The 20,544-nt window shown below is 63.6% G+C and carries 16 protein-coding genes; 5 read left to right on the forward strand and 11 right to left on the reverse strand.

From position 1 onward, the window contains the following. Positions 1-145: 145 nt before the first annotated feature. Positions 146-619: a GNAT family N-acetyltransferase gene (locus tag DOM41_RS04390; protein WP_110685630.1), complete on the forward strand. Its 474-nt coding sequence runs from the start codon at positions 146-148 to the stop codon at positions 617-619. A gap of 156 nt (positions 620-775) precedes the next feature. On the opposite strand, the gene gabT is transcribed toward DOM41_RS04390, so the two are convergent. Next, positions 776-2,047 (reverse strand): 4-aminobutyrate--2-oxoglutarate transaminase, encoded by a 1,272-nt coding sequence (gene gabT, locus DOM41_RS04395; RefSeq protein WP_110685631.1) that lies wholly within the window; start codon positions 2,045-2,047, stop codon positions 776-778. A gap of 131 nt (positions 2,048-2,178) precedes the next feature. Then, entirely contained in the window at positions 2,179-3,600 is a 1,422-nt protein-coding gene (locus DOM41_RS04400) for an APC family permease (RefSeq protein ID WP_110685632.1), read from the reverse strand. Between the two features lie 172 nt (positions 3,601-3,772). Between DOM41_RS04400 and DOM41_RS04405 the strand changes: the two genes are divergently transcribed. Then, a complete protein-coding gene (locus DOM41_RS04405) occupies positions 3,773-5,227 on the forward strand; it encodes an aminotransferase-like domain-containing protein (RefSeq protein ID WP_245391739.1) in 1,455 nt (484 codons plus the stop codon). Between the two features lie 35 nt (positions 5,228-5,262). Here DOM41_RS04405 and DOM41_RS04410 read toward each other — a convergent pair whose 3' ends face one another. From DOM41_RS04410 to dnaA, 9 genes are all read right to left on the reverse strand, one after another. Continuing rightward, a complete protein-coding gene (locus DOM41_RS04410; RefSeq protein ID WP_110685633.1) occupies positions 5,263-6,426 on the reverse strand; it encodes an ABC transporter ATP-binding protein in 1,164 nt (387 codons plus the stop codon). 7 nt (positions 6,427-6,433) lie between these two features. Continuing rightward, a complete protein-coding gene (locus tag DOM41_RS04415; protein WP_110685634.1) occupies positions 6,434-7,309 on the reverse strand; it encodes a carbohydrate ABC transporter permease in 876 nt (291 codons plus the stop codon). Further along, positions 7,306-8,211, reverse strand: a complete 906-nt coding sequence (locus DOM41_RS04420) for a carbohydrate ABC transporter permease (protein WP_110685635.1) — start codon at positions 8,209-8,211, stop codon at positions 7,306-7,308. Before DOM41_RS04420 ends, DOM41_RS04415 begins: the two co-directional genes overlap by 4 nt. 63 nt (positions 8,212-8,274) lie before the next feature. Next, complete coding sequence (locus DOM41_RS04425; protein WP_110685839.1) at positions 8,275-9,555, reverse strand: ABC transporter substrate-binding protein; 1,281 nt, start codon at positions 9,553-9,555, stop codon at positions 8,275-8,277. A 684-nt stretch (positions 9,556-10,239) separates the two neighbouring features. Beyond that, positions 10,240-10,791, reverse strand: a complete 552-nt coding sequence (locus DOM41_RS04430) for a YgjV family protein (protein WP_110685636.1) — start codon at positions 10,789-10,791, stop codon at positions 10,240-10,242. Positions 10,792-10,894: 103 nt separating this feature from the next. Continuing rightward, positions 10,895-13,309 carry a DNA topoisomerase (ATP-hydrolyzing) subunit B gene (gyrB, locus tag DOM41_RS04435; RefSeq protein WP_110685637.1) on the reverse strand — a complete coding sequence of 805 codons (2,415 nt, stop codon included), beginning with the start codon at positions 13,307-13,309 and terminating at the stop codon, positions 10,895-10,897. A gap of 19 nt (positions 13,310-13,328) precedes the next feature. Further along, positions 13,329-14,414, reverse strand: coding sequence for a DNA replication/repair protein RecF (recF, locus tag DOM41_RS04440; RefSeq protein WP_110685638.1), 1,086 nt, complete (start codon positions 14,412-14,414; stop codon positions 13,329-13,331). 284 nt (positions 14,415-14,698) lie between these two features. Next, a complete protein-coding gene (gene dnaN, locus DOM41_RS04445; RefSeq protein ID WP_110685639.1) occupies positions 14,699-15,802 on the reverse strand; it encodes a DNA polymerase III subunit beta in 1,104 nt (367 codons plus the stop codon). 142 nt (positions 15,803-15,944) lie between these two features. Then, the gene (gene dnaA / locus DOM41_RS04450) at positions 15,945-17,447 is read right to left on the reverse strand and encodes a chromosomal replication initiator protein DnaA (RefSeq protein ID WP_110685640.1); all 1,503 of its coding nucleotides are present in this window, start codon (positions 17,445-17,447) and stop codon (positions 15,945-15,947) included. A 683-nt stretch (positions 17,448-18,130) separates the two neighbouring features. On the opposite strand from dnaA, the gene rpmH reads away from it, so the two are divergent. From rpmH to yidC, 3 genes are all read left to right on the forward strand, one after another. Further along, entirely contained in the window at positions 18,131-18,265 is a 135-nt protein-coding gene (gene rpmH, locus DOM41_RS04455) for a 50S ribosomal protein L34 (protein ID WP_104005388.1), read from the forward strand. Between the two features lie 11 nt (positions 18,266-18,276). Continuing rightward, a complete protein-coding gene (gene rnpA, locus DOM41_RS04460) occupies positions 18,277-18,633 on the forward strand; it encodes a ribonuclease P protein component (RefSeq protein WP_110669651.1) in 357 nt (118 codons plus the stop codon). 130 nt (positions 18,634-18,763) lie between these two features. Further along, positions 18,764-20,449 carry a membrane protein insertase YidC gene (gene yidC, locus DOM41_RS04465; RefSeq protein WP_110685641.1) on the forward strand — a complete coding sequence of 562 codons (1,686 nt, stop codon included), beginning with the start codon at positions 18,764-18,766 and terminating at the stop codon, positions 20,447-20,449. Positions 20,450-20,544: the final 95 nt, after the last annotated feature.

Here is a 20,544-nt window from a genome sequence, read left to right on the forward strand (position 1 = left end):
CTGCTCTGGCGATGGATCGAACCCGGCGACCTGGATCGCGTGGACACTCGGCATCGGGCCCGGGGCGGCGCGCAACACGAGCGCTTGCGACCAGGCGCCGTCGCCACCGATCATGACCGCTAATATGGATTGATGGAAGCCACCCATGACGCCCTTCGATATCTCATGGCACGACGGTCCCACCGTCGATGCGGCAACGCTCTACGAACTGCTCGCGCTGCGGGTCGACGTCTTCGTGGTCGAGCAGTGCTGCGCCTATCAGGAGCTCGACGGTCAGGACCTGCTCCCCGCCACTCAGCACTTGCTGATGCGTCATCAGGGCCAGATCGCTGCCACGCTGCGCCTGCTCGTCCCGGATGACACGCACCGACCGGTCGCCATCGGCCGTGTCGTGATCGCCCCTGCGCATCGCGGCACGGGGCTGGGCCACACACTGATGCGCGAGGCACTCGCGCGTATCGAGACAGTCTGGCCCGGGCGCGACGCCTACTTGTCCGCGCAGGCGCATCTCCAACACTTCTACGCCAGCCACGGCTTTCAGGCCGTGACCGATGTCTATCTCGAAGACGATATACCCCACATCGGCATGCATCGCCCTGTCGCCCACCCGATCCCGTGAGTCTCCTCGCCGGTGAGCCCCCGGGGGCAACAAAAAGGCCGATATCCTCGCGGATATCGGCCTTCTCGCCCGGCACCACCGTGTGTGACGCCGGGGACTCATGTGCCCCGGGCTAGCCCGAATTCAGGCAGTCATATCTTCCAGTCTGACAGGCGTTCAGGCAGTCATTTCGTCGAGCAGCGTTTCGATCAGCGAGAACCCTTCCTCGAGCACGTCATCGCCGATGGTCACCGGCATGAGGAAGCGGATCGTGTTGCCGTAAAGGCCGCAGGACAGCAGGATCAGGCCGCGCTCGCGGGCTTCGCGGCAGAGCTTGCCGGTGAGCTCGGTGGCCGGCGAACCGTCTTTCTCGACCAGATCGAACGCCGCCATCGACCCCAGGTTGCGACCGCGGGTGACGCAGTCGAAACGGGCTTCCCAGGCGTTGAAACGTGACTTGAGCTTCTCGCCGAGCGCCTGGCTCTTCTCGAGAATGCGCTCTTCCTCGAATACCTCCAGCACGGCGAGGACTGCTGCACAGGAGACAGGGCTACCGGTATAGGTGCCGCCGAGGGAGTTGCCGCCGGAGGCGTCCATCACCTTGTCGGTGCCCACGATCGCGGAGATCGGCATGCCATCGGCCATGCTCTTGGCCATGGTCATGATGTCCGGCTCTACGCCCGAGTGCTCGATGGCGAAGAGCTTGCCGGTGCGTCCGAAGCCGGACTGCACTTCGTCGGCGATCATCAGGATGCCATGCTCGTCGCAGATCTCGCGGATCGCCTTCAAGAAGCTCGCCGGCGCGGCGTGGAAGCCACCTTCCCCGAGCACCGGCTCGATCACGATCGCCGCGGTGTCGCTGGGGTTGGCATCGCTCTTGAGTGTCATCTTGAGATGGCGAAGGGCCTCTTCTTCGCTGACACCGATGGAGGGAACCGGATACGGCGCGCGATAGACCTGCCCCGGCATCGGGCCGAAGTCGGTGCGGTACGGCGCAACCTTGCCGTTCATCGCCATGGTCATGAACGTACGGCCGTGATAGCCACCGGTGAAGCAGATCACACCGGAGCGGCCGGTAGCGGCGCGGGCGACCTTCAGCGCGTTCTCGAGCGCTTCAGCGCCGGAGTTGGCGAGCATCACCTTGGCGTGACCGCGAACCGGCGTCACTTCGCTCAGTTTCTGAGCGACGCGCACGTAGCCTTCATAGGGCATCACCGTCTGGCAGGTGTGCATGACCTTGTCGAGCTGCGCCTTCACCGCCTCGACCACCTTGGGATGACGGTGGCCGATATTGAGCACGCCGATACCGCCGGCGAAATCGATGAAACGCTTGCCATCCTCGTCCCACAGCTCGGCGTTCTCCGCCTTGGCCGCGAACTGCGTCGCGGGGCTCGCTGCGCCGTTCGCGACATAGCGCTGCTTGAGTTCGTTGAGTTCTGCGTTAGTCATGGATCTCTCCTGTTGGCGCGGCACATCGACGCCGCGACTCTCGACTGCGCGCCGTCGATGCCGTGCCTCGGCGCCGCGCGCTGTTGGGGGCCGACCCTGCAAACCACTGCAGAGCCGGAAAACCGTTGCGACTAGTCCTGCTCGTAGGAAGCGCGGATGATCCGGTCGCCCATCTCTCGACCGTAGCGACCTCTTGCCCAGCCGTACAGTGCGAGACCGCCGACCATCCACACGCCGAAGATCAGCCACTCGACCGGCACCAGTGCCGAAGGGCTGCCGGGCAGGTAGGCAAACAGCATACCAAGCGACATGAGCACCGCGAGGATGCCGACCACGATGCCGCAGGAGACACGGTAGGGCCGCGGCATGTCCGGCTCGCGCCGACGCAGAATGAGGAACGAGACCGCCACGACCAGATAGGCGATGACGATACCCAACCCGCCCGCGTCCACCAGCCAGACCAGCGCCGGGCGGCCGAAGAACGGCGCCAGCGTCGAGAGCACGCCGATCAGGATGATGGCGTTGGTGGGCGTTTTGTACTTCGGATGCAGCTTGCCCAGGAAAGCCGGCAGCATGCCGGAGTGGGCCAGCGCATAGATTGCCCGCGAGCCGCCGATATAGAACGCATTCCAGCTGGTGATGATCCCCGCGATGCCGGCCAGCACCATTAGGTTACCCGCCCAGGCACCGCCGAAGACCGCTTCCATCGCTGCCGGCACGCTCAGCGCGCTTGAACCGAGTGCCTCGCCATCGAGCATCAGACTGGTGCCGAGCACGATCAGCACGTACCACACCACCGCCATCAGCACCGACAGCACCAGCACCTTGCCGATGTCGCGGTACGGCAGATTGATCTCTTCCGCCGCCTGGGGAATAACGTCGAAGCCGACGAACAGGAAAGGCACCAGCACCAGCACCGCCACGATGCCGCCGATCGCCCCGCTCTCGCCGCTGGCGAAGAGCGGCTGCATGTTGACCGCTTCACCGGTGAACAGCGAACCCGTGACGAACATCACGCCGACCACCAGGATCAATCCCGTGACGACTTTCTGCAAAAGCGCCGCCGTCGAGATGCCGAAGTAGTTGATGATCATCATTACCAGCGAGCCGATCACACCGACGGCGACCCAGCTTGCCTGAACGTCCCAGCCGGCGACGGTCCAGAGATGCCCCACGGCGTAGCCGGGGAAGAGATACTCAAACACCGTGGGCAATGCCACCGCCTCGAACGAAGCGACGCTGACATAGCCCAGCACGATGCTCCAGGTACAGATGAAGGAGGCCGCATGGCCAAGCGCACGGTAGCTGTAGACGTGTTCACCACCCACTCGAGGCATGGCTGCCGCGAGCTCTGCATAGGTCAGTCCCACCAGCAGTACGGCGATGCCGCCGACAACGAACGCGAGAATCGCACCCACACTGCCGCCGTCGAGAATGGCGCTACCGGTGAGCACGATCCAGCCCCAGCCGATCATTGCGCCGAAAGCGAGCGCTAAGACGTCAGCGCGCGCCAATACGCGGACGAATTCTTGAGGTTCCGAGGATTTCGACATTGGCTATGTCTCATGAGGTTGTTGTTGGTGAGAGCGGCCACGCTATCACCACGCGCAACCACCTGAGCTAGACCACTTTTCGGGTCGAGTGGACCACTGCTTTCCGGCGTCGCATAATTCCCCGTCCTCGTTGCCGTTTCGGGGGTTATCACGATCCATACGGAGAGACGTTTTGCCGACGGACGACGCGCTGCGAACGCTGGCGGAGCTCGAACGCCGCTACCGCGCCCTGCCCACCCATCTGACCAAACAGTCACGGCTGGAGCAGGCACTACGGCTATCGATCGACCAGCACTGGCCCCACGCCCAGCGCCTGCCCAGTCATCGCCTGATCTGTCAGCACCTCAACGTGGCCCGCAACACGCTCGCGGGGACGATCCAGCGGCTTGTCGAGCAGGGGCTGCTGATGACCGATCACGGGCGCGGCACCTGGGTGCACAAGCCCTCCACCGCAACGGCGACACGCGAACCGGATATCGCGCTCTCCCAGCGCGGCGAGCGCGTGCTCGCCGACATCGGCGCCAGCCATGTTCAGAGCGGCGCCTTCGTGCCCGGCGTGCCCGACATCGCTCACTTTCCGATCGCGCGCTGGCGTCACCTCTACTCGCGTATCACCGTGCCCCGCAACACCCTGCTGCTGTCGTACGCCTCCGGGGGCTACGGCCCGCTCAAACGGGCGATTGCCGATTTTCTTGCGTGCTGGCGCGGCATCCACTGCGACCACGATCAGATCGTGATCACCGAAGGCGCCCACCATGGACTCCAGCTCTGCGCGATGGCGCTGGCCGATGTGGGGGATCGCGTCGTGATGGACTCGCCCTACTACTGGGGCGCACGCAATGTCTTCGAAACCAGCGGACTGCGGCTGGAGCACGCCCCCTGGTCACCCCGAACCGGCTATCGCGAGCCGCTGCCCGCTCCGCATCCGACACTACTCTACTTCACCGGCAGCCACCATTATCCGCTTTGCACGGCTACAGTGAGCGCTCACAAACGTGAGCTCGCGGCGCATCTTTGCCCCACCTGGGTGCTGGAAGACGACTACGAGTTCGGGGACGGTACGCAGCGCGATCTGCTATTCAACGACGCGGCCGCCAACCGCATCCTCGTCGGCTCGTTCTCGAAGATGATGTTCCCCGGACTGCGCCTTGGCTACCTGGTGGTACCGCGGGCACTGAGCGCACCGATCAATCGTCTGCGCAGCGGCGTTTTTCGGGAGGGACGGCTGCTCGATCAGGCGGTGCTCGCGGCCTTCATCGACGGTGGCGACCTGGACGCCTGGTGCCGGCGCACGGCGGCGGTCTACCTCGCGCGTCAGCGCACGCTTGCCGAACTGCTCGCCGGCACGCCCGGCATCGAGGCGATCTCGCCCCCCGCCGGCAACGTCAGCCTGTGTGTCGAACTCTCCGGGACGATCGACGACGAGCGCCTCGCGGACTCTCTGCTCAGCCGCCACCATCTGGTCGTTCGCCCCCTCAGCCGCGTCTGCAGCGACGGCGACGAGCGCCGGGGGCTGGTACTGGGGATTGGCATGATCAAGGAGGAGGCACTCATCGATCACGGACGCCGACTGGCGGAGGGGATCCGCCACTTCATTGCGCGTGAGCGCCGCCGCCAGCGGCGCTGATCGAGAATTCCAGGGGCTTACGAGGTTGGCGAGCGCTAACTGATGCTGGTCACCACCGCGGGTTCAGAGGGCGCGACAGTTTCGGGGTTACGTATCCGATGTTCGCTGTCGGGCTCGAACGCCACCATCCGCGACACGTCGAAGGCAAACCGCGCACGCTGCCCCGGCTCGAGTGTCGACCCGGGTCGCATGCGGGCATTGATACTGCGTCCGCCGAGCTGGGTGACCACATAGAGATCGGCCCCCGTGGGCTCGACCAGATCCACTGCCAGCTCCGCCTCGTGAATCACGCCGTCCTGGCGATTGGCGCTGGACGGATCGGTGATGGCCTCCGGGCGCAGCCCAACAATCACCTCGCGATCACACCATGCCTCGAGCGCGGCCCGGTCTCGCACGACCGGTAGCACCACCTCGTCGCTACCGGCCGTCAGCCGCGCGACCAGCTCGCCACCGAGCCGCTCGATACGCGCGGTCACCAGATTCATCGACGGCGAGCCCATGAAGCCCGCAACGAAGAGATTGTTGGGGTCGTCGTAGACCGCCTGCGGTGTCCCCAATTGCTGCAGCTCACCGCCGCGCATCACGGCAATACGCGTCGCCAGGGTCATCGCCTCGATCTGATCGTGGGTGACATAGACGATGGTGGTGCCGAGCCGCTGATGAAGCTGCTTGATCTCGGTGCGCATGTCGACGCGCAGCTTGGCGTCCAGGTTGGAGAGCGGCTCGTCGAACAGGAAGAGCTGCGGCTCGCGCACCAGTGCGCGCCCCATCGCCACGCGCTGGCGCTGCCCGCCGGAGAGCTGCCCCGGCTTGCGGTCGAGTAGATTCTCGATCTGCAAAAGTTCAGCCGCGCGCTGGACCGCCGCGCGCCGCTCAGCCTTGGGCACCTTGCGCATCTCGAGACCAAAACCGATGTTGCCAGCGACCGTCATGCTCGGGTAGAGCGCGTAGGACTGGAACACCATGGCGATGTCACGCCGCGACGGATGCAGATCGTTGATCCGCTCACCGTCGAGTCGCAGCTCGCCCTCGCTGATGTCGTCGAGCCCGGCGATCATGTTCAACAGGGTCGACTTGCCGCAGCCGGAGGGTCCGACCAGCACCAGGAAGTCGCCCTTCTCGATGGCAATGTCGATCCCTTTGAGCACGTGGGTCTCGCCGAAGCGCTTATGGATGTTGTGGATGTGTAGAAAGCTCATAGATTCCTCAGCCCTTGACCGATCCCGACATCAGACCGCGCAGAAAGTATTTGCCCGCCAGGATATAGACCACCAGCGTCGGCACTGCCGCCACCATCGCCGCGGCCATGTTGACGTTGTAGGCCTTCACCCCCGTGGAACTGTTCACCAGATTGTTGAGGGCTACCGTGATCGGCGCGCTGTCACCGGACGTGAAGGAGACACCGAACAGGAAATCGTTCCAGACATTGGTGAACTGCCAGATGATCGTCACCACGATGATCGGGATGGATGACGGCAGCAGAATGCGAAAGAAGATGGTGAAGAAACCGGCCCCGTCGAGCTTGGCTGCACGCACCAGCTCGTCGGGAAAGCTGGCGTAGAAGTTGCGAAAGAATAGCGTCGTGAAGCCGATTCCATAGACGACGTGTACCAGTACCAACCCCGTGGTGCTGTTGGCGATGTGCAGGATACCCAGCACTCGGGCCATCGGCAGCAGAATGATCTGGAACGGAATGAAGCAGCTGAACAGAATCAGACCGAAAACGATCTTGTGGCCGCGAAAGCGCCACTTGGTCAGCACGTAGCCGTTGAACGCTCCCAGCAGCCCCGAGATCAGCACCGCCGGCACCACGATCTTGATGCTGTTGAAGAAGTAGCCGTGAACGCCGCTGCACTCGAGACCGATGCAGGCGCTCCCCCAGGCCTCGCGCCAGGGCGCGAAGGTCCATGCATCAGGCAGCGCCAGCATGTTGCCCTGATGAATTTCCGTCAGCGGCTTGAACGAGGTCACCAGCATCACGTAGAGCGGCATCAGGTAGATCACCGCGAACCCCGCGAGTACTGCGTAGAGCATGGCGCGAGCGAAGGGATTGCGGCGTGCGACGGGAGAAGCGGCACTCATGATCGGGGCTCCCGCAGTTCGGAGTAGAGATAGGGGATGATCAGCGCCGCGATCACCGCCAGCATGAACACGGCGCTGGCCGCGGCGATGCCCATTTCGTTGCGCGAGAAGGCATAGGAGTACATGAAGGTCGCCGGCACCGCGGTGGCATTGCCCGGGCCGCCGCCGGTCATGGCCACGATCAGGTCGAAGCTCTTGATCGCCAGATGCGCCAGCACCACGATCGCGCTCAGGAAGACCGGACGCAGCTGCGGGATGACGATCCGCAGGTAGATCTTCCAGGTCGGCGCGCCGTCGATCTGGGCGGCCTTGATCATCTCGCCGTCGATCCCTCTAAGCCCGGCCAGAAACATGGCCATGATGAATCCGGTCGCCTGCCAGACCGCGGCAATCACGACGGTGTAGATCGCCATGTTGGCATCGATCAGCCAGTTGAAACTGAAGCTCTCCCAGCCCAGCGAGTGCATGGTGCGTTCGAGCCCGAGCCCGGGATTGAGAAACCACTGCCACGCCGTGCCGGTGACGATGAACGACAGTGCCATGGGGTAGAGATAGATGGTGCGCAGCGTGCCCTCTGCGCGGATGCGTTGATCGAGCAGAATCGCCAGCAGCAGCCCTAAAAGCGTGCAGCTGACGATGTAGAGCAGCCCGAACACCCAGATGTTGTGCAGCGCGATGCCCCAGGTCCAGGAGGACCAGAGCCGCGACCACTGGCGGGTCCCTGCCCAGGTGTAGTCCGGCAGCATGCCGGAATCGCTGAACGAGATGTAGCTCGTCCACAGGATGAAGCCATAGACGAAAAAGAGCACCAGCACGAACGACGGTGACAGCACCAGCTTGGGGAGCCAGTGCTGCAGTCGCTCGCGCGCGCCTGCGCCCCGCGAAGAGGGTGGTTTCGACATCATCAACCTCGGTTCAAGCCAATGGCCCCGCGGGCGGGGCCGGGTGGGTCGGATGACATTCGATCAGGAGCTGGCGCCCTGCACCGCCATCGCCAGCTGCTCGGCGGCAACGTCGCTCGGCATGTTGCCGTTGACGAACGAGGAGACGATATCGAAGACCGCGTTCTTCACGCTCGCCGGCGCCGCATAGCCGTGCGCCATGCTGCCCAGCAGCGTATCGCTGTCGGCCGCTGCCTTGGCCTGCTCGTAGCCACGCTGGGCACAGGCATCGAGCTCGTCGGACGGCAGGTCGTTACGCGCCGGTACCGAGCCCTTGAACTGACTGAAGGTGATCTGGAATTCGGGGGAGCCGATGATCTCGGCCATGGTGCGCTGCATCGACTGCTGCTGCTCGTCGCCGGTGTCGAACATGATCATCAGATCGCTGTTGAAGGTCACCGCTTCCTGCGTGCCAGGGGTGCGGAAGCACATGAAATCCTCGCCCGGCGTCAGGTCGGCGTTAAGGAACTCGCCCTTCGCCCAGTCACCCATGATCTGATAGAGCGCATCGCCATTGATCACCATCGCCGTGGCCAGGTTCCAGTCACGCCCCGGTGAGTTGTCGTCCTTGTACTGGAGAAGCTCGCGGAAGTTTTCGAACGACTCAACCATGGTGTCGGAGTCCAGCGCCTCGGGGTCGAGATCGATCATCGCCTGGCGGTAGAAATCGGCACCGCCGGTGGCGAGCACCACGTTCTCGAACACCGTCGCGTCCTGCCAGGGCTGCCCCCCGTAGGCCAGACCGGTATGGCCGGCCTCCTGCGCGGTCTTCAGCGAAGCGATGAAGTCGTCCCAGGTTTCCGGCTGCTCGATGCCGAGCGCTTCCATCATCGACGTGTTGGCCCACACCCAGTTGGTCGAGTGAATCTCGAACGGTGCGGCGATCCAGTGGCCGTCGCTCTTGGCAAAGCGCTGAATCGGCTGCGGGAACACCTCGTCCCAGTTGCCGGCCTCGGCAACGTCGTCGAGCGAGCTCAGCGCATCGCGGTCGGCCCAGTCCTGGGCGTCATAGCCCAACACCTGCGCTGCCGTCGGCGGGTTGTTGGAGGTGATGCGCGAGCGCAGCACGGCCATCGCGTTGGTGCCGGCTCCCCCGGCGACCGGCATGTTCTGCCAGCCGATACCATCGTCTGCCAGTTCGTCCTTGAGCGCCCCGAGGGCCTTGGCCTCTCCGCCGGAGGTCCACCAGTTGAGCACCTCCACTTCACCGCCCGAGGTAGCGTCTTGAGCGAAAGTCGCCGTCGATAGCATCAGGGTCAGCGGCAGCAAGCCGCGGGCCAGGCGTTGGCTGGGTGTTGTTGTCATGGCGCGCATCCCTTGTCTCTTGAAGTGAAAACCGATGTCGGTTTTTTACGAGATAACCCGCCGTGACAGGCAGCAGCGCGGGTTGGAGACGGACTATTACCCAGCCGCTTTTATCTAACAATACAACCATCGACCAAGCCGCCACTCGCCGGGCCCCCGGTTGCCCGAGTGTCGTCTCTTCACCCCGAACGCGCCTTAGGTCGTATCGACCAACCCCCGCTCGCCGAAAGATCCCCGCGGGATAGGATTTTTCATGCTGGCGACGTACGCCGGTCACACCGCCATCGCGTCACGTTAAGGCACGGTGGCCGCAGCCCGGTAGCTGCTGCGCCCGGTACGATGGGCTTTGCGGTATGACGCCCGGACGAGAGCCGGGAGGAGAGCGTGTCGTCGGCCGGATCGAGAGGCCGCTGACTCGCGATCGGCCAAGCCAGGGCAACCGGCGAGGCGAGTGGCAGGAAAATCCGTGAGCGAGTGGCAGGAAAATGGACCGACGGGAGGCAGCGGCGCTCGCTCACACTGACCGGCGAACGGCCGGCGCGCCCCTGGGTGAGACACCCAAGGGCCTAAGAGCCTTCGGTCAGCGCACGCGAAAAGATCGGCCCGCGCGACTGGCAGGAGCCGCGCTGTTCAGGCGCCCTCTCGACTGCCAAAGAGACGCCACGGCTTGCGGGGGACGAGGCGCTACAGCCGCTCCTGCGCCACGGCCTCGTCGAACGCCCCGGCGTCACGCCGCCTGGCACGAACCAGGCGAACGATAGTGATGGCATTGGTGACGATCACCAGCGCCTCGGCCAGCGTGCCGCCCACCGACCCCGCCAGGAGGTGGCTGAGCATCCACCCCAGCGCCGCCAGCCCGAGAAAGACGCGCATCGCCACACCGTTGAGCAGAAACATTCCCACGGTGCCGGTCACCATGGCCAATAGCGCGGGCAGGTCGGCCCAGCTCTGCCAGGTCATCCAGGCGGCGACGAGACTGGCAGCGAGCACCCCGCCCATCACGCCAGTGCTGCCGGGATAGCGACGCGCGAGAGCAATCCGCGCGATGACCAGCACCGTCAGCGCGGCGGCGGTCCAGCTCTGAAAGAACACGAACTGCAGCGCGAAGGCGACGTTCGCCAGAATCAGATAGGTCATCAGCCGTTCGTCGCGCCGGCTGGCGAAGGCGAGCAGGCAGAGCGTAAGCGAGATGATGCCGAAGAACTGACCGGCGAATTCACTGACAGTCTCGGGCATGGGCGGCGATCTCTCTGGGTCAGGGGAAGGTCACCGGCGCTCGGCGCCGGACATGAAAAAGGCGGCCCTCGGGCCGCCTTTCCAGTACCGGCTTTGCCAGACCTCAGATATCGATGTTCGCCACCAGAGCGAAGCGCTCGATGAAGTCGCGTCGCGGCTCCACCTCATCGCCCATCAGGGTGTTGAACATCTGGTCGGCAGCGACCGCATCTTCGATGGAGACTCGAAGCATGCGACGCGAGCCCGGGTCCATGGTGGTCTCCCACAGCTGATCCGGGTTCATCTCGCCCAGCCCCTTGTAGCGCTGAATGGAGAGGCCGCGCTGGGCTTCCAGCATCAGCCACTCGAGGGCGTCGTAGAAGTTCCCGATCGACTTTTGACGCTCGCCGCGGGCAATCGTCGCCCCCTCTTCGATGAAGCCGTCCAGCGTCTCACCGAGACCGGAGAGCGCGCGGTAATCGGCGCTGCGGAAGAAGTCGATGCCCCAGATGTAGTCCGAGGTCACACCGTGAGCGGTCAGCGCCACCTTCGGCAGCCACAGACCGCGCTCGGCGTCTTCGTGAAGCTCGAAGGTGTAACGCGGGCCACCCTCATGGGCGATCAGCGAGTCCATCGCGACCTGCAGCCCGTCGATCCACTGCTGCATGGTGCCGCGGTCGTCGAGACGCGTCTCGTCGATGGCCGGCGCATGAACCATCTTGCGCAGCACGGCGTTGGGGTAGACCCGCGAGAGGCGATCGATGCGCTTCATCACGTCGCGATACTGGGTGACCAGCGCTTCGAGCTGCTCACCGCTGATGCCGGGGGCGGTCTCGTTGACGTAGAGGCGCGCACCGTCCAGCGCCGTGGCGGTGAGATAGTCGGTCATCGCCTGCTCGTCTTTGAGATACATCTCCTGCTTGCCGCGCTTGATCTTGTAGAGCGGCGGCTGGGCGATGAAGATGTGGCCCCGCTCGATCAGCTCCGGCATCTGACGGAAGAAGAACGTCAGCAGCAGCGTGCGGATGTGCGAGCCGTCGACGTCGGCGTCGGTCATGATGATGATCGAGTGATAGCGCAGCTTGTCCGGATTGAACTCCTCGCGCCCGATGCCACAGCCCAGTGCCGTGATCAGCGTGCCGACTTCCGCCGACGAGAGCATCTTGTCGAAGCGCGCCTTCTCGACGTTGAGAATCTTGCCCTTGAGCGGCAGGATCGCCTGGGTACGGCGATCGCGTCCCTGCTTAGCGCTGCCGCCGGCGGAGTCACCCTCGACCAGATAGAGTTCGGAGAGGCTCGGGTCCTTCTCCTGGCAGTCAGCGAGCTTGCCCGGCAGTCCGGCAATGTCGAGCGCGCCCTTGCGCCGCGTCATGTCGCGCGCCTTGCGCGCCGCCTCGCGAGCGCGGGCAGCGTCGATCATCTTGTTGACGATCGACTTGGCTTCATTGGGGTGCTCGACCAGGTAGTCGGAGAACTGGCGACTCAGCTCCTGATCCACCGCCGTCTTGACCTCGGAGGAGACCAGCTTGTCCTTGGTCTGCGAGGAGAATTTCGGGTCCGGGACCTTCACCGAGATGATCGCCGTGAGCCCCTCGCGGGCGTCGTCACCGGCGGTCGCCACCTTGGCCTTCTTCTGGATATCCTCGGCTTCGATGTAGCTGTTGAGCGTACGCGTCAGCGCGGCGCGAAAGCCCGCCATGTGCGTACCGCCGTCGCGCTGAGGGATGTTGTTGGTGTAGCAGTAGACGTTCTCGGCAAAGGTGTCGTTCCACTGCATCGCCACCTCGACACCAATGCCGTCTTCACGCTGCATCGAGAAGTGAAAGACCGGGTTGAGCGCGGTGCGGTTGGTGTTGAGATGATCGACGAAGGCCCGAAGACCGCCTTCGTAGTGGAACAGCTCTTCACGACCGTCGCGCTCGTCCATCAGCCGGATCGCCACGCCCGAGTTGAGGAACGACAGCTCGCGCAGACGCTTGGCGAGAATGTCGTAGTGGAACTCGATGTTGGCGAAGGTCTCGCTCGACGGCTTGAAATTGATCTGGGTGCCGGATTTCTCGGTATCGCCCACCACCGCCAGCGGCGCCTGCGGCACCCCGTGGTGATAGATCTGCTCATGGACCTGGTTCTTGCGCCAGACCGTGAGTTTCAGCTGCTCGGAGAGCGCGTTGACCACCGAGACGCCGACGCCGTGCAGGCCACCGGAGACCTTGTAGGAGTTGTCGTCGAACTTACCGCCGGCGTGCAGCACGGTCATGATGACCTCGGCGGCGGAAACCCCTTCGGAGTGGATATCGGTGGGGATACCGCGGCCGTCGTCGGAGACGGTGATCGACTCGTCCGGGTGGATGACGATGCGGATCTCGCTGCAATGGCCGGCCAGTGCTTCGTCGATCGAGTTGTCGACGATCTCGAACACCATGTGGTGCAGCCCGGTGCCGTCATCGGTGTCGCCGATGTACATGCCGGGGCGCTTGCGCACCGCGTCCAATCCTTTGAGGACCTTGATGCTCGATGAATCGTAGGCCTGTTCGCTCATTGCTCACTCCATGGTGAAATCATTCCGGGTGCAGCCGTCCTCTCGAGATGCGCGACGTCGTCACCTCCGTGCCTGGCTGCCAGACGTCGGCCAGCGCCGAGCTGTCGACGCTGGTGATGAAGACCTGACAGTCGAGGGTTTCCAGCCAGCGGCAGAAAATCTGTCGATGGTCACCGTCGAGCTCCGCCGGCAGGTCGTCGATCAGGTAGAGACAGGTGCGTGCGTTCCACTGCTCCAGCAGTCGTCCCTGGGCCAGCTTCAACGCGCTGACGACCAGCTTCTGCTGGCCTCGGGAGAGCACTTCAACCGCCGGATAACGCCCCAGACGGATGCGCAGATCGGCGCGTTGCGGCCCCTGCTGGGTGAAACCCATCTGGCGGTCGGTGTCGCGGTTGCCTTCGAAGATATCCAGCAGTGCGCGTTTGCCGTCCCAGCCGCGCGAGTAGCGAAGCGACAGATCGGGTAGCGGCAGCAGTGCCGCCAGCGTCTCTTCGAAGACCGGCAGAAATCGCGCCATGTACGCGTCTCTCAGCGCGTCGAGCCGCTCGCTCCAGTGCGCCAGTTCCTGCTCCCAGACACGGATCGACTGGACGTCGATTCTATCATGCCTGAGGAGGGCATTCCGATGTTTCAGCGCCCGCCGGGTGCGCTTCCAGACGTCGAGAAACGCGCTCTCGCCATGGAAAACGCCCCAGTCGAGAAACTCGCGCCGCGAGGCGGGTGAGCCCTCCAGCAACCGGAACGCATCCGGATTGATCAGCTGCAGCGGCAGCGCTTCGGCAAGCTGGGTAATGCGTGCCGCCCGCTCACCGCCGACCCGGATCTCGAGCTCCGGCGTCTCACGACGTCGGCGGACACCGAGCGGCACCGCCGGATCGCCGGCCAGCCGACCGAAGAGCGTGAACGCCTCCTCGTCGTGACCGATCACCGACTTGAGCTTCTGGGTGCGAAAGGAGCGCGCCATGCCGAGGAGATGGATCCCCTCCAGCAAAGAGGTCTTGCCGCTGCCGTTGGCGCCGCTGATCAGATTGATATGCGGCCCCGGCGTCATCTCGAGGGGCTCGAGATTGCGCAGACCCTGGAAGCTCAATCGATCAAGCGGCATGGGAATCCGAACGTGGGGAAGGCATCAGACAGAGAGGCGTTACTCGCATCAACGAGCCATCGGCAAGCGTCGAGAAGCCCCCGATATGGCGTCGCCGCGATCGAGAAAGCCGCAGAGCCACGTGCGGACCCGCTGCCGAAGAGCGGGCCCGCCGAGGGGGACGACGTCGGCAAGCGACGATCCGCCGCCGCAGTCGGCGAACCGGCGACGCTTAGGTGGGTATCCGTGAGCAAGGTTCGCCGATCGTTAACGAGGCAGGGTCGAGCGCAGCCACCTCGCGGCACTCAGAGGCGCATCGGCATGACGACGTACCGCGCATCGCCACCGCCCGGCTCTTCCATCAGCGCGGAGCTGTTGGAGTCCGAGAGTGTCATCTGCATGCGATCGGAATCGAGCACGCTGAGGACGTCGATCAGATAGCCGACGTTGAAACCGATCTCCAGCGCATCGCCGTCGTACTCGATCCCCACGTTCTCCTCAGCCTCTTCCTGCTCGGGGTTGTTGGCCATGACCTTGAGGTTTTCCGCCTCCAGGTGCAGTCGAACACCGCGATACTTCTCGTTGGAGAGGATAGCGGTTCGCGAGAGGATCTGACGCAGCTCCTGGCGCTCGGCGATGAAGGTCTTGTCGCCGCCCTTGGGAATCACGCGATCGTAGTCCGGGAACTTGCCGTCGACCAGCTTGGAGGTAAAGGTGAACTCGCCCGTGTGGGCACGCACGTGATTGGCGCCGAGCGAGAGCGCGACCGGCTCGTCGCTGCCATCGAGCAGACGCCCGAGCTCCAGCACGCCCTTGCGCGGAATGATCAACTTGCGATTGGTCTCGAGTTCGATCTCCGCGCTGCGCTCGCAGACCGCCAGACGGTGGCCGTCGGTCGCCACGGTACGCACGATGTGGTTGCCCAGCTCCAGCAGCATGCCGTTGAGGTAGTAACGGACATCCTGCTGCGCCATGGCAAACGACGTCGCGTCGATCAGATACTTGAGCGTACCGCGGGGCAGCGACAGGTTGGTATCGTTCTGCCCGTCCTCGATGTTGGGGAACTCCGCCACCGGCAGCGTCGAGAGCGTGAAACGCGAGCGCCCGGCGCGCAGCACGACCCGCGCATCCTCAAGCGTGAAGGTGATCTCGGACTGGTCCGGCAGCGACTTGCAGATATCCATCAGCTTGCGCGCCGGCACCGTCACCGAACCCGGCTCGTCGACCAGCGACGGGACCGCACGGCCGATGAGCTCCACTTCGAGATCGGTACCGGTCAACGACACGCTATCGTTATGGACTTCGATGAGCACGTTGGAGAGTACCGGCAGCGTCTGGCGACGCTCGACGACCCCGGCGACCAGGGAGAGCGGGCGCAGCAGGGCTTCGCGAGAGATGGAAAATTTCATTGAGGCTCCACTAGAGATGTCGATCCGGCGTCAGGTGGATTCGATACCGAGACGTTCGATGATTATTGGGCGGTGCGATTGGACCCATTCTTGCCCCACCGCGCCCGGGCCGCAATCCCCGAGCGACGAGCAGGGAGCAGGCTCAGCTGGTCAAAAGCCGCATGAGATTCTTGTAGTCCTCGCGGATGTCCGCGCTCTCTTCCTTGAGCGAGACGACCTTCCGGCAGGCGTGCAGCACCGTTGTGTGGTCGCGGCCGCCGAAAGCGTCGCCGATCTCCGGAAGACTGTGGTTAGTCAGCTCCTTCGCCAGCGCCATGGCGACCTGACGCGGACGCGCCACTGAACGTGAGCGGCGCTTGGAGAGCAGATCGGCCAGCTTGATCTTGTAGTACTCCGCGACGGTGCGCTGGATATTCTCGATGCCGACCTGCTTGTCCTGCAGCGCCAGCAGATCCTTGAGAGACTCGCGGATGAAGTCCTGGGTGATCGGCTTGCCCATGAAGTGGGAGTCGGCGATCACCTTCTTCAGCGCGCCCTCGAGCTCGCGGACGTTGGAGCGGATCTTCTGGGCGATAAAGAACGCCGCATCGTGGGGCAGATCGACCTTGGCCTGGTCCGCCTTCTTCATCAGGATCGCCACGCGGGTTTCCAGCTCCGGCGGCTCGATCGCCACCGTCAGCCCCCAACCGAAGCGCGACTTCAGCCGCTCCTCGACACCCGCGATCTCCTTCGGATAGCGGTCCGAGGTCAGGATCATCTGCTGGCCACCTTCGAGCAGGGCGTTGAAGGTGTGGAAGAACTCCTCCTGCGAGCGCTCCTTGCCAGCGAAGAACTGGATGTCATCGATCAGCAGGGCGTCGACACTGCGATAGAAGCGCTTGAAGTCGTTGATGGCGTTGAGCTGGAGCGCCTTGACCATGTCCGCGACGAAACGCTCGGAGTGCAGATAGACCACCTTGGCGTTGTCGCGCATCCCGGCGAGATGATTGCCGACCGCGTGCATCAGGTGGGTCTTACCCAGGCCCACGCCGCCGTAGAGAAACAGCGGGTTGTAGGCACCGCCGGGATTCTCGGAGACCTGCCGCGAGGCCGCGCGGGCCAGCTGGTTGGACTTACCCTCGACAAAGGTTTCGAAGGTGAAGTTGGGATTCAGGCCGCTCTGGTGCTTGAGGCTCCCCTCGACCTGAACCTGGCGTTCACGGTTGCCACGCCGGTTGGACTCCTCCCGCGCCGGCGCCTGCTCGCGCGCTCGATCCTCTTCGCGGTTGTCACTCGCGTGTGAAGAACGGGGGGTCGTCTGCACGCTGGGCGCCGCCGGCCGACTCGGTGCCGGCTGACTGGGCGTCGGCGCCGAGACCGGTGCCCCCAGCCCGCGCGTCGACACGGCGCCGGTCCGCCGGCTACCGACCACCAGGCGCACCTTGGGTGGCTTGCTGGAGGGGGCGACCTCACGCAGCAGCTCGTTGATACGCTTCAGGTACTTGTCACTGACCCAGTCACGCACGAAGCGGTTGGGTGCCAGCAGACAGAGTTCGTCCGTCGAATCATCCTCCGCCTGCAGCGGACGAATCCAGGTGTTGAACTGCTGCGAGCTCAACTCATCCTGCAGCGCGTTGAGACATTGTTGCCAGAGAGCGACCGACACGCGACCTCACGAAATTTTGAAGGGTGGTGAAAAGCGGTGGGCATTGTAGCGTCCAGCGTCCGGGTTATCCACACGCGGTACGAAAGACGACACCTTGTGGATAACCCAGTGACAAGCGGTAGAGGATCTCGGGACAACTCACTATCGGGAGGAACGGGTCACGGGACAGCCCGCCCTGTCAGGCGAAGTCATCCACCTGTGGCCCACCGTTATTCAGCATGTTATGCACAGTCACAAACTGCGTATAGGTACATGATTTAATTGTATTAATTGGAGTTAATCACAAATGATGTCCCCACTTTTAACCACATGATGCGGTTGACAAGCGCGGCATGCTCCCCGTGGCGGGCCGAGCGGTGCACCTTTCGCCGTGTCTTGATCACGGCCCCGCTAATGGCCCAAAGTCGCGCTGACACCCGAATGGCGCTGGCTAGGACGACATCGTGTTGCCCACAATTTTGCCCACAGGGCGAGGCGAAACGGTTGTCGATCAGGGTGTGGATAATTCACAGAAAAATTGCACCGCTTCCCAGGATTCTCTAGAATTCCCGCTCTTGAGCCGAGCGAGCCCGGTCCCTGCGAACCCATCGGGCGTGCCGTTTCGAACCCGTTTTGCTTTCTAGTCAACCACTTGGGCGGCTAGTGAGCGGCTTAAACACGCAACCAATTGGGAATCAGCCACCATGAAACGTACTTTTCAGCCGAGCGTCCTCAAGCGCAAGCGCAACCACGGTTTCCGCGCACGCATGGCCACCAAGAACGGCCGTCAGGTCCTCAATCGCCGTCGTGCCAAGGGCCGCAAGCGTCTCAGCGCCTGATCGGACCTCGGGTGTTCGATCAAGGTTTTCCCCGGCAGCTTCGACTACTGAATGCCGGGGACTACAAGCACGTTTTCGACCACGCTCCCTTCAAGGTCCACGGTAAAGGAATGTTGGCGCTGGCTCGTCCCAACACACTGGGCCATCCGCGGATCGGGTTGATCTTCAGCAAGAAGAACGTGCGTCGTGCCGTCGACCGTAATCGCCTCAAGCGCCTCGTCCGCGAATCCATTCGTCATCGTCAGCATCAGTTGCCGGGCGTGGATATCGTCTTGCTCGCGCGACGCGGGGTGAATGAGCTGGACAACGCTACTGTCTCACGCCAGTTACATGGCATGTGGCGGCGGCTTGAGAAGTCCGCTCGCTAGACGCGGCTCGTCGCCCTCGACCTGATCGGACATCCCCGCGCCCACGGCCGGGGAGTGCCGGTGATCGCCACCGGACCACCGCCGATGCCCGGCGCCTATCGACCCATTCCTTTACCGGGCAGACCCTTCTATGGATTTCAAACGACTCTTATTCGTGATTCCGCTGGCGGTACTCGCCTATCTGCTGATCATGCAGTGGAATCAGGACTACGGTCACAACGTCGTCAACAACCCGGCGCCGGAAGTCACCACGGCCGCTCCCGGGAGCGACGGCGAAAGCGATGGCGCCCTCTCCGCGCCCAGCAATGCCAACCGCAATGCCGAACCCATCGAAGACGACATGCCACCAGGCGCCGAACCGGCCCAGAGCGGCAATCTGATTCAGGTTCGCAGCGACGTCCTCGATCTGCGCATCAATCCCAACGGTGGCGATATCGTCTATGCCGCGCTGTTTGGTCATGACGACGCGCTGGATTCCGACAGACCTTTCGTCCTGCTCAGCGACAACGACGTGCGTAGCTACGTCGCCAAGTCCGGGCTGCAGATCGACGGTCACGCCGGACGCATCGGTTTCAACGCCGATCAGTCGAGCTATACCCTGGCCGACGGCGAAGACAGCCTCAATGTCGATCTTCACGGTAGCCTCAACGGGGTGGACATCGTCAAACGCTATGTCATCCATCGCGACGACTACGCCATCGACGTCGAATACCGTCTCGACAACGCCAGTCAGGAACCCGTCACCGCTCGCTTCATCGGCCAGCTGGCCCGCGATCGCAGCGACGATCCCGCGAGCGGCTCCGGCGTCGGCATGCACTCGTTCCTGGGTGCGGCGTTCTCCTCACCGGACGAGAACTACAGCAAGGTCGACTTCGACGACATTCGTGACGGCAACTTTCAGAACCGCGACGTCAAAGGCGGCTGGGTAGCCATCATCCAGCACTACTTCACGTCCGCCTGGGTGCCGAACGCGGATCAGCAGAACCTCTACTACGGTAGCGTCGACAGCCGCGATCGCACCGTCGCCGCTTTCGCCGGTCCCAACCAGACCCTCGCGCCGGGTGAATCGCAGACGCTGGCCGCGACGCTCTACGTCGGCCCCAAGGTCCAGGACCGTCTCGAAGCCGTGGCGCCGCACCTGGAGCTGACGGTCGACTTCGGCTGGCTCTGGTTCCTCGCCAACCCGCTGTTCTGGCTGCTGCAGAAGATCCATAGCCTGGTCGGCAACTGGGGCTGGTCGATCGTCCTGCTGACGGTCTGCGTCAAGATCGTGCTGTTCCCGCTCTCTGCCAAGGCCTACAAGTCGATGGCACGGATGCGCAAGATGGGCCCCGAGATGAAGCGGCTCAAGGAGCAGTACGGCGACGACCGGCAGCGAATGTCGCAGGAGATGATGAAGTTCTACCAGAAGGAGAAGATCAACCCGCTGGGTGGGTGTCTCCCGATGGTCATCCAGATGCCGGTCTTCATCGCGCTCTACTGGATGCTGATGGAGTCGGTGGAGCTGCGCCACGCGCCGTTCATGCTCTGGATCCAGGATCTTTCGGCGATGGATCCCTACTTCATCCTGCCGATCATCATGGGCGGCACGATGTTCATGCAGCAGTTCCTGAACCCGACACCGCCGGACCCGATGCAGGCGAAGATCATGAAGATGCTGCCTATCGTCTTCACCTTCTTCTTCCTCTGGTTCCCGGCAGGTCTGGTGATCTACTGGATCGTGAACAACTCGATCTCGATCCTTCAGCAGTGGTTCATCACGCGCAAGATCGTCGATGGACCCAGCGAAAGCCGAGCGGTGAAAGCCAAGAGCTGATCACAGCCGCCAAGCCTCTCTCCAGACCCCCGCTCCTGCGGGGGTCTGGCGTTTCTGGAGCCGGATCAAGACAATGACCGGCCACCGACTTCGAC

Origin of the sequence: Salinicola aestuarinus (assembly GCF_003206645.1) — a bacterium.
GTDB lineage: Bacteria > Pseudomonadota > Gammaproteobacteria > Pseudomonadales > Halomonadaceae > Salinicola > Salinicola aestuarinus.

What these genes read in the sequence shown, in the direction of transcription:
- gyrB (WP_110685637.1), bottom strand. Translation starts at nt 13,309, where the DNA reads ATGAGCGAACAGGCCTACGATTCATCGAGCATCAAGGTCCTCAAAGGA.
- DOM41_RS04425 (WP_110685839.1), bottom strand. Translation starts at nt 9,555, where the DNA reads ATGACAACAACACCCAGCCAACGCCTGGCCCGCGGCTTGCTGCCGCTG.
- dnaN (WP_110685639.1), bottom strand. Translation starts at nt 15,802, where the DNA reads ATGAAATTTTCCATCTCTCGCGAAGCCCTGCTGCGCCCGCTCTCCCTG.
- yidC (WP_110685641.1), top strand. Translation starts at nt 18,764, where the DNA reads ATGGATTTCAAACGACTCTTATTCGTGATTCCGCTGGCGGTACTCGCC.
- DOM41_RS04415 (WP_110685634.1), bottom strand. Translation starts at nt 7,309, where the DNA reads ATGAGTGCCGCTTCTCCCGTCGCACGCCGCAATCCCTTCGCTCGCGCC.
- DOM41_RS04420 (WP_110685635.1), bottom strand. Translation starts at nt 8,211, where the DNA reads ATGTCGAAACCACCCTCTTCGCGGGGCGCAGGCGCGCGCGAGCGACTG.
- recF (WP_110685638.1), bottom strand. Translation starts at nt 14,414, where the DNA reads ATGCCGCTTGATCGATTGAGCTTCCAGGGTCTGCGCAATCTCGAGCCC.
- DOM41_RS04410 (WP_110685633.1), bottom strand. Translation starts at nt 6,426, where the DNA reads ATGAGCTTTCTACACATCCACAACATCCATAAGCGCTTCGGCGAGACC.
- rpmH (WP_104005388.1), top strand. Translation starts at nt 18,131, where the DNA reads ATGAAACGTACTTTTCAGCCGAGCGTCCTCAAGCGCAAGCGCAACCAC.
- DOM41_RS04430 (WP_110685636.1), bottom strand. Translation starts at nt 10,791, where the DNA reads ATGCCCGAGACTGTCAGTGAATTCGCCGGTCAGTTCTTCGGCATCATC.
- DOM41_RS04390 (WP_110685630.1), top strand. Translation starts at nt 146, where the DNA reads ATGACGCCCTTCGATATCTCATGGCACGACGGTCCCACCGTCGATGCG.
- DOM41_RS04400 (WP_110685632.1), bottom strand. Translation starts at nt 3,600, where the DNA reads ATGTCGAAATCCTCGGAACCTCAAGAATTCGTCCGCGTATTGGCGCGC.
- gabT (WP_110685631.1), bottom strand. Translation starts at nt 2,047, where the DNA reads ATGACTAACGCAGAACTCAACGAACTCAAGCAGCGCTATGTCGCGAAC.